The organism is Gracilimonas qinghaiensis, from assembly GCF_046602855.1.
In the GTDB taxonomy this organism is placed as follows: Bacteria; Bacteroidota; Rhodothermia; order Balneolales; family Balneolaceae; genus Gracilimonas.
In genome coordinates this window covers 280,275-292,989 of sequence record NZ_JBKINJ010000001.1, presented here as the reverse complement: position 1 = coordinate 292,989, position 12,715 = coordinate 280,275, and the positions used below count along the sequence as shown (strand labels likewise).

9 protein-coding genes are annotated in these 12,715 nt (G+C 40.7%); 1 reads left to right on the top strand and 8 read right to left on the bottom strand.

The features are described from left to right. Positions 1-33: 33 nt before the first annotated feature. The 8 genes from ACKGJO_RS01325 to ACKGJO_RS01290 all read right to left on the bottom strand — a co-directional run bounded on the left by ACKGJO_RS01325 (position 34) and on the right by ACKGJO_RS01290 (position 11,303). Positions 34-2,517 carry an acyl-CoA dehydrogenase gene (locus ACKGJO_RS01325; RefSeq protein WP_411321597.1) on the bottom strand — a complete coding sequence of 828 codons (2,484 nt, stop codon included), beginning with the start codon at positions 2,515-2,517 and terminating at the stop codon, positions 34-36. A 14-nt stretch (positions 2,518-2,531) separates the two neighbouring features. Further along, the gene (locus ACKGJO_RS01320) at positions 2,532-3,131 is read right to left on the bottom strand and encodes a TetR/AcrR family transcriptional regulator (RefSeq protein WP_411321596.1); all 600 of its coding nucleotides are present in this window, start codon (positions 3,129-3,131) and stop codon (positions 2,532-2,534) included. Positions 3,132-3,244: 113 nt separating this feature from the next. Further along, positions 3,245-3,898: a tRNA (guanosine(46)-N7)-methyltransferase TrmB gene (gene trmB / locus ACKGJO_RS01315; RefSeq protein ID WP_411321595.1), complete on the bottom strand. Its 654-nt coding sequence runs from the start codon at positions 3,896-3,898 to the stop codon at positions 3,245-3,247. Positions 3,899-3,942: 44 nt separating this feature from the next. After that, positions 3,943-4,587 carry a pyridoxamine 5'-phosphate oxidase gene (gene pdxH / locus ACKGJO_RS01310; protein WP_411321594.1) on the bottom strand — a complete coding sequence of 215 codons (645 nt, stop codon included), beginning with the start codon at positions 4,585-4,587 and terminating at the stop codon, positions 3,943-3,945. 6 nt (positions 4,588-4,593) lie between these two features. Beyond that, positions 4,594-5,163, bottom strand: a complete 570-nt coding sequence (locus ACKGJO_RS01305) for a thioredoxin family protein (protein WP_411321593.1) — start codon at positions 5,161-5,163, stop codon at positions 4,594-4,596. A gap of 270 nt (positions 5,164-5,433) precedes the next feature. Continuing rightward, entirely contained in the window at positions 5,434-7,068 is a 1,635-nt protein-coding gene (locus ACKGJO_RS01300) for a dipeptidyl-peptidase 3 family protein (protein WP_411321592.1), read from the bottom strand. An 18-nt stretch (positions 7,069-7,086) separates the two neighbouring features. Then, on the bottom strand, positions 7,087-8,169 hold the full coding sequence (locus ACKGJO_RS01295; RefSeq protein WP_411321591.1) for a mechanosensitive ion channel family protein: 1,083 nt from the start codon (positions 8,167-8,169) through the stop codon (positions 7,087-7,089). Between the two features lie 11 nt (positions 8,170-8,180). After that, positions 8,181-11,303 (bottom strand): AAA family ATPase, encoded by a 3,123-nt coding sequence (locus ACKGJO_RS01290; protein WP_411321590.1) that lies wholly within the window; start codon positions 11,301-11,303, stop codon positions 8,181-8,183. A gap of 169 nt (positions 11,304-11,472) precedes the next feature. On the opposite strand from ACKGJO_RS01290, the gene ACKGJO_RS01285 reads away from it, so the two are divergent. Continuing rightward, positions 11,473-12,714 (top strand): N-acetylmuramoyl-L-alanine amidase family protein, encoded by a 1,242-nt coding sequence (locus tag ACKGJO_RS01285; protein ID WP_411321589.1) that lies wholly within the window; start codon positions 11,473-11,475, stop codon positions 12,712-12,714. Position 12,715 lies beyond the last annotated feature (1 nt).

The following is a 12,715-nucleotide window of genomic DNA, read 5'->3' as shown; positions in this document are numbered from 1 at the left end:
CAAAACGGGTCACCTTTTTTCTATTATTCTTAATTACGATACTATTTCAGACTTTTTCCCTTCACCTGCCGGCCTGGTAGGTGTTTCATTAAGGTATTCTTCCAGTGTGAATTCATCCACCTGAATAGCATCATTTCTGGCGATCTCAGTTTTCTTAACCAATTCAGCTTCATCCTCGGTGATAACTCCTTTTTTTGCAGCTAAGTCTGCTATTTCAAGATAAGGCTCTTTAGGCAACTCTTTTGCTTTGATAGCTTTATAAAGCTTTTTAAAGACAGGCCATGCTTCTTCATTAAGCCGCATCGTATATTCATATCGGCCCAGTGCTGATTCATTATCTTTGGGCAAGAACATTCCTCTTGTAATATGATCACGATCTTCACCTCTTACTTGCATGGCTTGCGCTACTTTGTGTCCCAATTTATCTGAAGGATAAGTTCCGATTGTGTTCAAACGCCCCCAAACTCCAACTATTCGGAATAACCAGCTTAGACCAGGAACTTTGATCTCTCTCAAAATACCTTCAAAAGCCTGCTGTATCTTAAAGAAACTGTACTCCATTGCCCACTCAAAGTAAGCTCTGTCAGCTTCTCTTCTGCCTTCAGCTTCAAATCGTTTCAGCGTCGCGGATGCCAGATAAAGGTAACTGAGAATATCTGCGTAGCGACCGGCGATCTTCTCTTTCATTTTAAGGGCCCCTCCATATGAACCCAACGCAAGATCTGTAAAGAAAGCAAAAGAAGCGGATGCCCATGATAGCTTCTTAACATATTTTGAAGCCGGGCCGCTAACGGGTGAACCGGCAAGCTTTCCTCTCGTTATACTGAGTAATACAGATCTGAACATGTTTGTTATCACATGAGCAATATGCTTCCAGAAGTTATCGTCAAATTTTTTAACGTCCATATTCATTAAGGCATCGATCTCATTATAGGCGTAAGGGTGACATCTTATAGCACCTTGACCGAATATCATAAGGGTTCTCGTAAGTATATTGGCGCCCTCTACCGTAATGGCAATTGGAAGAGCTGTATACGTGCTTGCAAATATGTTACGAGGACCTCTGGAAATTCCTGCCCCTCCAACAATATCCATTGCATCGTTTGCGATCTCTCTTCCAAGTTCAGTAAAATTATATTTAGCAATAGCTGTGACAACCGCCGGCTTTTGGCCTCTGTCGAGTCCCCCGGTAGTATAGCGCCTTGCAGCTTCAAGCATATAAGTGTAGCCTCCAATTCTAGCCATAGGTTCTTCAACGCCCTCAAATTTACCAATATTGAGTCCGAATTGTTTTCGAATGGCTGCATAAGCCCCGATGGCTCTTGTCGCTACTTTGGATCCACCAGCACTTTGAGCCGGAAGTGAAATACCACGCCCTACAGCCAGTGATTCCATCAACATTCTCCAGCCATTACCGGCCCCATCTACTCCACCGATAATAGAATCAACCGGTATAACGACATCTTTTCCATCGATCGGGCAGTTATAGAATGGGATACCCAGCGGATCGTGCCTTCTGCCAAGTTCAACACCTTCAGTATCAGAAGGGATCAGCGCACACGTAATACCTCTGTTTTCTTCATCTCCGATCAGGTGATCAGGATCTTTCAGATTAAAGGCAAGGCCGATCACAGTTGATATGGCGGCAAGGGTAATATATCTCTTCTCAAAATTCATCCGGAGATAGAGATTGCCATCCTCTCCCTTAAATATAACACCTTCTGATCGCATACTTCCAGCATCAGAACCTGCATTTGCCTCAGTAAGACCAAAGCAGGGCATTTCTTCCCCGGTTGCCAAGCGTGGCAGGTAGTGATCTTTTTGCTCCTCGGTCCCATAATGTAAAAGCAGCTCTGCCGGACCTAAGGAATTTGGAACCATGACGGTTGTTGCCAGGGGGCCGCATCTTGAGGCCAATTTAGCTACAATGGCACTATGAGCGGTAGCTGAAAATTCAAGACCACCATATTTTTTAGGGACGATGAGTCCAAAAAATTTCTCTTTTCGCATAAACTCCCAAACCTCATCCGTAAATCCTTTGCGAACCATAACGTCCCAATCGGTAACCATTTCACAAAGCTGCTCAACAGGTCCATCCATATATGCCTGCTCCTCTTCGGTTAGCTCTGGATAATCTTCATCCAGAATACGTTTCATATTAGGCTTACCGGAAAAAAGCTCGCCTTCAACCCAAACATTACCGGCTTCAATAGCTGTTTGTTCAGTTTCTGAGATCTTTGGTAAAAAGTTTATGGCATCCAGCAGTTTCATGAGCGGACCACTTAACACCAATCTTCGAAGTGCTTTCACATTGAATACCACGACAAGCACTGTGTAGGTTATGAACAGCCATGCAGGGGCATTTAAACCTGCCAAGCCTGCGTATCCGGCAATGGCCCACAGCCATAACGGTGCACCCGTAAAACCCAGCACCAGGAAGATCAATACCGTTGAACTTATCGAAGCCCATAAGGGCACTTCTGTGAAAAAACCTAATAATTCAGTAATAGCATCCATTTCTTTCTCCTTTTTTAAGTGACCGCAGCACGGACCAAAAATCCCTGTATCACGTGTTCGATCGAGTCTTCAATAAATTTTTCTTTGTTTATGCGACTGTCTAAGCGGCCATTCAATACCACTGATACGATGCCGTGCAATTGAGCCCATATTGAATATGCAGCCACCAGAGGTTCGTCAACATCCATCTGACCTTTCTCTACGCTTTCTTCGATAGTTTTAACCAACAATTCATAAGCCCGTCTTGCTTTGCGGAATTTCTCCTTAGGGTATCGTGCCATTGAATTGGGTCCCACTTTATAAATGATCTCATATTTTTCAGGAAATTTTAAACCAAATTCAACATAGCCATTTATGATGGTCTTAAAACGATCGATACAGCTGCCGGATGGCAGGGCTTTGTCCTCAATGTATCGGCTAAGGTCTTCCACTGATTCTTCTATCAGAGTGTGCAACAGATGGTCCTTATTCTCGAAATAGAGATAAATACTTGTGGCCGACACTCCAGCACGTTTAGCGATCTTTCGCATGGATAATGACTTATAGCCGTCCTTAAATAGCATAGAACGACTGATATCTAATATTTGATCTCGCAGCGGATTTTCTTCGCTCATTAACTTATTTAGGTTAACAGTGTTAACTAATCTAATTTAACCAATCCAAAGCGAAAATCAAGAGTAGCTCAAAATTATATATTTAGAGATCTAATAACCTTTTGCAAGATCCTTCAAAGTTTGAACGAAAGGTATTTGATGGTCTTCCCATTTTCGATATGTATATTCTCGTAATAGGTTCTAATGGATAACTTCGGATCTTCCGGAAGATTTTTATGGACATCAGGTTCGTCTGTGATAAGCTCAAGATCCTCTTTCTGTATGATCTCTTTGGTGTATTCATAAAGCACGTCACTGTCAGTTTTAAGGTGAATGACAGAACCGGGCTTCATGACTTTTCTATATAATTTAAGAAATTTCGGGTGGGTAAGTCTTTTCCTCTTTTTCTTGAGATAGGGATCTGAAAATACGATCCATGCTTCGTCTACCTCGTTTTCTCCAAAGTAAAGATCCAGATGATCTATATAACTACGAAAGTATCTGACATTTTCAAGCCCCTTTTCCAAAGCCTCCTTGGCACCAACCCAAAGACGGTTTCCCTTTACATCAACACCTACATAATTTTTATCCGGCTCTATTTCGGCTAAACCAATAGAATACTCACCCTTGCCACAAGCCAATTCCAATACGATAGGCTGTTCCTTATCAAAAACTTCGGTATTCCATTTACCCCTTGGTGGCGGATTTTCTTTACTGAACTCAGTGTAAACTAACGTATTATTCAGCTTTGGCAACTCTTCCATCCGTTGCTCTTTGATCTTAGGCATAGGTAATTTAGAACGGTTAGATTAGAATTAGATCGATTTCTAAATTAAGGGGATAATCGTTTGATATCCCACTTATCCCCAACCTTTTCAAATTTGATGCGGTCATGAAGTCGGCTTCTCCTGCCCTGCCAAAATTCAAGGACTTGAGGCTTGATCTTGTATCCTCCCCAGGATTCCGGTTTTGGCACATCTCCTTCCGGATATTTTTCTTTAAGCTCTTGAAATCGCTTTTCAAGAAATTCTCTGTTTGGCACAACTGAACTTTGATTTGAAGCTAATGCACCGATCTGACTTTGATACGGCCGGATTCTAAAGTAATCCTCACTTTCTTCTTGAGAAAGCTTTTCAGCCGTTCCCTCTATACGAACTTGTCGTTCCAACTCCAACCATAGGAAGCATAATGCAACGTTCGGATTCTGTTCCAGTTCATCACCCTTATCACTTTGGTGGTTGGTGTAAAAAACGAACTCCCCCTCTTCTACTCCTTTTAAAAGTACAACTCTGGAATGTGGCTTATTTCCTGCATCTACTGTTGAAAGGGTCATAGCATTCGGTTCAGGAACCTCTGCCTTCATGGCTTCCATCATCCAGGATTCAAATTGCATGATGGGATCCGCACTTACTTCAGACTCATCAAGTGAATGCTTGCTATAGTCTTCTCTTAGCTTTTGAAGCTTTTCTTTGTTCATTCTTTATTAACCAAAATATTCGGGTTCATTACCCGGTTTCCATTTTATGTTACACCCTATACTTGGGATTTGCTCCTCTTCGGGTATCTTCCACCCTTTTAATACAGCTTCCAGTGCATTACGCAGATCCTTGCCTGTTATAGGTTTATCATTCTTAGGCCGGCTGTCATCAAACTGTCCACGATAGACCAATTTTTTATTTTCATCAAACACAAAGAAATCAGGAGTGCATGCTGCCTTATATTTTTTAGCGACTTCCTGCGTCTCATCGTACAGGTAAGGAAACGGATAGCCTTTTTCTGCCATTTTCTCGGGAGAATCCTGTGGATATTTTTCCACATCATTGGAACTGATGGCTATAAACCCAACTCCTTTTGAAATATATTCGTTAGCTACATTTACAAGCTCATCTTCAATATGTAATACATAAGGACAGTGGTTACAGATAAACATGATCACAAACCCTTTACTTTGATTTGTGTAAGTAAGCGATAAATCCCCTCCGTTTACACTCTCAAGATTAAAATCAGGAGCCTTAGTTCCAAGTTCCAGCATGGTTGATGGCGTAGCAGACATTGTATTACTGAATTTTGCTGTGTAATGATTATAACTTCAAAAACATCAATACCAATGCAAAGATATTGAATGATAGAGACAAAATTATATTTGATATAATTTTAGACCTTCACATTTATACTCACTAACAAGATACGGGTTATCTTAATTCGTAAATGGCAGATGGTTTAATATTTTTACCACCCATCATACCATTAATTCATGAAGTTATTTTGAAGCAAAAACCCGTCCAGAAATTTTACCGAACGGGAATTATTTTAGTGAGATATGTTAGTTTAAACTCAATACATCCGGTCCCTGTTCAAAGGTGATATCTACCGGAATATTCTGTTCTGATAATTTTTGCAAAGATGATCTAAGCCGCTCGGTTTCAACCGCATACTTTTTAACGAAATTATCTACTGCATTGTAGTCACCATCTCCCTGAAGTGTCAGGATCTTCTCTGACAAAGAAGCCACAGCTTCATCAACCCTATCAAAATTTATGCGGTAGGTTTCTGTTTCCTCATCAAAATCGAACGCTCCCATTTCCTGGAAGTAATTGAATCGAATGAGATTTGCACGGCCATGCGCACTTGATGATCCAAACCTGATAGATCGAAAAATACTGGCCAAAAATGTTACATAATCTTCTTCAGCACTCCCGTCCTCGATCATGCCTTTTTCCCGAAGGGCATCAACCATATAAAGTCCGAGTACATCTGCTTTACCCTCTTCAAGGGCAGATGCATGGTTTCGCAGAGCTTCACGCACAGTTCCACTTCCATCAACGGTATTCTTGATACCCAAACCATGAGCCACTTCATGGAACATGGTATTACCAAAAAAAGCATCAAAGCTAATATACTGCCTTTGATCTTCCGCGATCAATACCTCAGATATCGGGATAAGGATCTTATCATACTTTGCCCGCATTGAATTCTTTAGTTGCAAGCGGCGTGTCCCCTTAGCCAACTGAACTTCTTCATCATTAGGTAAATTGATGGCGATGGTCTTTGAACCTGCATTGGCATCACCGGCATAATAGATGGCATCATAGGCATTCAGATCTGAATCACTTCCCGGGGTCTCTGACTTATAGTCCTCAGGAACCGGAAGTCCTCGCTGCAGTTCCGGTAGAACAGCAGCATATTTAGAAAGCCGATCACTCCAGGCTTTGTCTTTGATAAGTACAAATGCCTCGTGAGCCGCTTTGTAACCAAAAAGCTGATCTTCATAGGTTTCAATAGGGCCGATAACCAGTTCGATGGTATTATCTTTCATATCCATCCAGGCCAGATCACTTTCTTGATATTCATCATTAAGAAGTGCTTCTGCTCTCAGTTCAAGATAATTTTTAAATCCGGCATCTTCTGCAAGTTCGGCGGCCTGTTTCAGTAACTCAGCTGCTCTTTCATGTTCTGCCGCAAAAGCCTGGAAATAAGGAATAGTTACCAGATTTCCATCACCATCCCGGCGTACCAAAGTGTAAAGATCATCTTTAGTTTCCGAATCCCATGCTTCAAACTCCGCCGTAAGCATATCATCAGGATAGAAATTAGCACCTGCCGGTTTACTTCCAACACCCGGAATAAACGGTTCATTGCCATTCAATCGATCCCATGGACCGTAATTGATCTGAGCAAATCGACGTTCTTTCTCACCAAGACCGGATAGCAATTCCTCTTTATCGCCATAAGCTTGCAGCCAAAATACTTTCTCCATTTCTTTTGCGGCTTCAATAAGCAGTGGGAGAATCTGCTTTTGATTATCCGTCAGCTCAGACAAGTCAGCCTCTAAGGTAAATTCAGTATACTGCGCAAGTCTGTCATCAATATCCATGGAGGCATCGGCTTTTTGTGTGATGCATCCCGATAATACCATTACGATTATAACTGCGATCGGGAGTGTTACTAGCTTTGTCATTTTAACGTAGATTGTAGATTAATTTTCTGAATGAATTCGCAATTCATCCTTTAGGATGTTTCTTTTTTGGAGTTCTGTAAGTATCAGTTCAGTTACGTCACTTTGAAACGGAAACTCGTATCTGATATCCAGAACGTACGCCTTAACTTTTACCTTCAGAATAAATCGCCGTTGATGCATCTCATTCTCCGTCATAATGCTGATCGGCTTTTTCATGAAAACGAATCTTGATGAAATAACCGCTTTGTACGCGATCTGTTTGACCTCTTCTACTGGGCAATCGGCCGGTAAGTAAATATTAGTGACAACCAAACAATCCAAAGCGCCGGTATTTGCGTTTGAAACCGCTGTTCGGATCAACTCACCATTAGGGATCGTGACTACAGAATCACCGGGAGTTACAATTCGAGCTGAGCGTAAACCGATCTGCAATACCTCACCATAATAATCCTGAAACTGTATCTTATCCCCGACCTGAAATGGCCGGTCCAGGATCAGCATAATCCCACCAAAGAGATTTTTAAGTACATCCTGTGAAGCCAGGCCTACTGCAATACCCACAGATGCCATAACTGTGATAATGGTTGCATATGGGGGCTGTATAATACCAGCAATGGCAATGTAGATAGCTATCGTCCAGATAAGTACACGAGCTATCGGTACCATCCGTTTGATCTTCAAGCGATACTTGGAGGTTCGCTCCGAAAAATTATCCAGGATCGCACTCAGGAATGAGGTAAAATAATAGGTCAGAATAAAAAACAGAATGATAAATAGTATTTTTCGCCACGAGATCACTTCCTGAAGCTGTGCAATGGCCTGTTCACTATCATCCGTTGCCACTGTAGTGGTGTCAGCTTCGGTAACATTTTCAATATTTTGTTGTAAAACCCTGGCAAGGGAATCGAGGCGCGTGATCTTGTCCTCTACTAAGGAGTCTACCTTCTGAGATAATGAAAGTTCGTCTTTCTGGCCCAGTTGTTTCACAGAATCTGCTATAGCTGTTGTATCCGTCTGCTGAAATGCGTGCAGAGACTCGAATGAGCCAAAGCTTATAAAAAGTATAATGAGCAAGCTAACCGAAATATGTAGTTTATTCATCTTCATAACCATCAATGTATAAAGTTAGCTTCTTTGAGCACCCTTACAACCTGCCTGTATATCAGGTGATTAAGCAGATACCCCTCTTTGCCTTCAACTAAAATTGAACTGGTCGCAAGTCTCGAAACAGTGAGCCTGCTTTCACTCAGGGGTTGATGCATAACCTTACTGAGATCTTCAGGATATAAAGAATCATGCAAAACAAATGCAGTTAAGGCAAAAAGGTCTGAGCTATTCAAATTTTCAATACGGTCTATCGAACTGAAATTAAATGGATTGATATAAAAGTGTGTGTCATCGTAGTCTTTTATAGAACGGATCCAATAGATCATGGCGGTAGAGGGATTCCCTTCAGACAACTTAGACAACTTTTCGAAGTAGGTGTTACGTAAATACTCTTGGGTCTTATCTGCATCATCCAGATTCTTTTTAAATGCTCTGCTCTTTTTGGATGATTCATCCGGAAGAAATTTCAGATCATAACCACTGGCATTATGCCTTCGAAGTATAAGATCCCGGATCTGATCTGCACTGAGATTATCAGATTCTGCCGTATGCGTAAAGTAGTTGGATATGTTAAGCACTTTATCCAGGAACAACCACGCATAGCGGGTACAACTCACCATCCACAGAACTTCTTTATTGGTCTCAGAGACTAGATATAGAAGCTCCTCAATGCCCTCAAATCCGGAAATACTTCTAACGTAACAATCCTGAATATTCTCAAGAATAACCACGACCCTTTTTTTCTTACGTTTAATAGCCTCGATCAGATCTTCCGTTTCTTTAACATCGCTGATCTTTAAAGCGGTTGCAATTTGTTCGATGATCTTGTGTTTATCAGCCACTGTGCCTTCAAACGTAACTTCTATGATATCATTCTTTTTTATGATCTCATCCTTAACCATTTTGATGAACAAACTCTTTCCGCTTCCTTTTTCACCAACTACAACAAATGAGGATGGAAAATTATTTTGCCATAACTCATAGCCTTTTTTGAAATTCTCGAACTGAGTTGGGCGCCTGATAAAAAACCGTGCATCCACTTCTTTTTGAAAATCGAAAAGGCGACGATAAATAAATGGAAGCTTAGACATCTTCTCGTCAGTCTCTGATAAAAAGGTCGCCAGATCCACCTTCGTACTTTCAAGATCCTCAGCCCTAGAAAAACCTAAAAAGTCTCTGATGGTCAACACATAGTTGCTGATTTTCTTGTGACAAAACCTATATAAGAGTTCCAATCTGTCAACAAACCGTGCCCATATTGCCTGTATCTTCGACTTCCAGTCAACTGCAGTCTCTCTGGCCTTATACTCTGCCCCTGCCAGACGAACATCACTAACATCTTGTTTATCAAGCAGTTTAGCCAATTTTGTAAAGGCTTTATTGCGCTGATCATTGAGTTTATCGGTCAATTCTTTTTTACGTTCAGAAACGCTATCAGTTAATTCATCCAGCTTATTACCGGCTCTGATCAAACCTTCTTTAGCAACTTCTACAGGATCTTCCTCATCTGATTTTTTTACCTCTTCGGAGATCTCCAGATTGGTGACAATGATCTGGTGTATCTCATTGATCTCACTCGATACCTTTGACAGGAATTCCTCAGGTTTAATTTCCTTTGGCACAAACTGATTCGTGATCTGATTATTCAATACCCGTTTTACAAGTGACCTCCACTCTACTTCTTCAAATTCAAACTTAGGTGGAAATTCAGCAAGATCAAGTTTTTCTACTAAAACAGCATTTTCAGGCAATCCGCTGGTCCATTCCTGAATAGCTGATGTAAATCGATCTAGTTTTGTACTTAATTCTGCCTCCTCTGTAGATTCACCGATCGGTTTAATAAGTTTACTTTCAATAAAATTCCGAATATCCTGCCCTTTTTCCTTCCAGCCCTTTGCACCATCCTTTTCTTTACCTGGCTTATCCTCTCGCTCTTCAAGTAACTCAACGGTACCATTCAGCATTTCGGACAATTCATTTAAAGGATCGGAAATACCCTGATCAAAAAACTCAGCTATAGTGTCTGAAAACCCATCTATCCTATTTTTAACCTCTTCGTAAAGCTTTACAAATTCATGCGAAAGAGTAAGCTTATTGGCAAGAGCGATCTTAAGCTTCCTCCAGTTATCCGACCGGCTTTCAAAATTTTGTTTTAGCTGATTTTCTTTTTTATTGGTCTGAGTTTCTGAAAATTCATCGGCACTCATTTCAACCGTTCCGACTAACGAAAATGCGTCAGTGATCACATCATGATTTTCACTTAAAATCTCTTTGAGTAACTTTTTATGATCATTTTGAATTTTCTCAACTTTTTCAATCGCCTTTTCAAAAAAGATCTCTAAGTCTTCTTCATTTGGAACTGGTATCTGATGTTCTTCAATCTTTTGTGACTGCGTACTGTCCTCTTCACCTTCTTTCTCTTCTTTCTCTTTTTCCTCCTCATTCTCTTCTTTTATCAGTCGAAAGAGATCATTTGAATGTAAGATCCTGGCTTCCACTTCCAAAAGAGCATTACACTCTACTCTTCTGAGTTCATTAACCCAGCTTTTTTCCCATTCCCCCAGATCCAGAAAATGAAACTTAACTATAGATTTAACAGGTACTTTTTGTTTCCATACCTGGAAACCATCTTTATTCCCGGTTTTAAATAGCTTTGAAAGGCCTGTAACATAACCCCGCCATGCTCTTTTAAGAAATTTGTTGGACCGGATAAGAAAAGGATCTTCTTGCTTGCCAATGAACCTTTCCTCTTCCTGAATAAGCTCTACTTCTTCCGGAATATTATCAACGATCTTATTAACAGCATTTAGCCACTCAATCTCAGACTCTTCTTCAGTCTCTTTCTGCTCTTCCTTATCTTTGTTTTTTTCGGCCTTCTCTTCCGATGGCTTTATCTTTTTAAGAAGATCATTAAAAGCTTTTTCTGACTCACCTTTCTTCAGCCTTTCTAAAGTGACTGTAAATGCTTTATTAAGTTCTTGAGCATCCTTTTCAAGCTGTGAGCTAAGATCATTCTCAATATTCTTTAGCCAATCCCCTTTAAGTTGTTCAAGTAAGGCATCTCTTGAGATATCAGGATCCATCTGTTTGGTGACCTGCTGAGTATTAATTAATGGTAATATGTGCATTCAAATATAGCTGATATTATCAAACTATGATATGGTGCTATATTGTAATGACTGAGGTATACTTTATACTTTTTTCTGAACTCTTTCAATGGTTTAAAGAATATCTTACATTATGGGTATCATCTATTTACACTATTAACATTTCAACCAAATAACCCCGGCATCAAAAATGCGCTTAAAATATACTATTCACGCGCTTGCTTTGTTGTTCATCTCGTTGATAAGCAGCGACCTCCTTGCTCAAAATATTCTTGAAAGGGTATCTAATACCGGAAGAAGTGATGATCTGGGATATGTTGTAAGATATCACTTAACAGCCCCTGTTGATTCATTTGAGATCATTCAACCCGCAAATGACCTGATACAGATGGTTTTATATGATCAAGATCTGGATACAACGGGATTGAGGCTTCCTGAAAGGAGTGAAAAACTTAAAGAAGTTCGCTTATATGATCTTGGCTATGGTTATGGTGTAGATATCTATCTGGATGAAAACGCATATTACAAGGCCAACGCTTATAATGATAAGACAGGTAGTGACATACTTGTTGCATTGACACGCTCAACCGAACAAGAAATTGATCGTTATTCCCAACAGTTTATTGCCAGGAATTGGTATGAAGAGATCATTAGTGAAGACCCTCTAGATGTTTCCACTAATGTGATAGCCTCAAATGGGTCATCTTACAACAATGTAAAGGATAAGCTCAGGTTTGATAAGATCGTTATTGACCCCGGACATGGAGGCAGAGACCCCGGGTCTATTGGATACAAAGGAGTTAAAGAAAAAGACATCACGTTGGCAGTAGGCAAAAAACTGGGTGAATACATTAAAGAGCACATGCCCGATGTTGAGGTCGTATATACCCGCGAAGATGACAGCTACCTTGGGCTTGCAGAATTGGGGCACTTTGCAAACCTTTCTGAAGCTGACCTCTATGTATCTATCCACTGTAATTCATTCCATAATCGCCATGTCAGCGGTTCCGAAGTATATTTTCTGGGACTTCATAAAAGTGACGCGGCCTTCGAGGTTATGAAACGAGAGAACAGCGTTTTTAAAGAAGAGATCAATATGGACCTATCTGAAGAAGACCTTTTGATCTACGAGCTGGCTCATAGTGGTTTTATAGCCACAAGTGAAAAGATAGCTTACATGATTGAAGATCAGTTCAAGAACCGTGCGCAGCGAAAATCAAGAGGTGTGAAGCAAGCGGGCTTCCAGGTGTTATTTGAAGCTTCCATGCCCGCTGTTTTAGTAGAACTTGGTTTCATCACCAACCCTGCTGAACAGCGTTTCCTGACCAGCGATTACGGTCAATCCATTATGGCTTCCGCAATGTTCAGAGCCATCAGAGATTATAAAGTTGAATATGAAAGCAAGCAGGCTTATAACGCCTCTTCAAACTGAT

Bases quoted from the DNA above. Each gene is read 5' to 3' on its own strand.
- ACKGJO_RS01300 (WP_411321592.1), bottom strand. From the start codon at position 7,068: ATGACAAAGCTAGTAACACTCCCGATCGCAGTTATAATCGTAATGGTA.
- ACKGJO_RS01285 (WP_411321589.1), top strand. From the start codon at position 11,473: ATGCGCTTAAAATATACTATTCACGCGCTTGCTTTGTTGTTCATCTCG.
- ACKGJO_RS01290 (WP_411321590.1), bottom strand. From the start codon at position 11,303: ATGCACATATTACCATTAATTAATACTCAGCAGGTCACCAAACAGATG.
- ACKGJO_RS01320 (WP_411321596.1), bottom strand. From the start codon at position 3,131: ATGAGCGAAGAAAATCCGCTGCGAGATCAAATATTAGATATCAGTCGT.
- ACKGJO_RS01305 (WP_411321593.1), bottom strand. From the start codon at position 5,163: ATGTCTGCTACGCCATCAACCATGCTGGAACTTGGAACTAAGGCTCCT.
- ACKGJO_RS01295 (WP_411321591.1), bottom strand. From the start codon at position 8,169: ATGAATAAACTACATATTTCGGTTAGCTTGCTCATTATACTTTTTATA.
- pdxH (WP_411321594.1), bottom strand. From the start codon at position 4,587: ATGAACAAAGAAAAGCTTCAAAAGCTAAGAGAAGACTATAGCAAGCAT.
- ACKGJO_RS01325 (WP_411321597.1), bottom strand. From the start codon at position 2,517: ATGGATGCTATTACTGAATTATTAGGTTTTTTCACAGAAGTGCCCTTA.
- trmB (WP_411321595.1), bottom strand. From the start codon at position 3,898: ATGCCTAAGATCAAAGAGCAACGGATGGAAGAGTTGCCAAAGCTGAAT.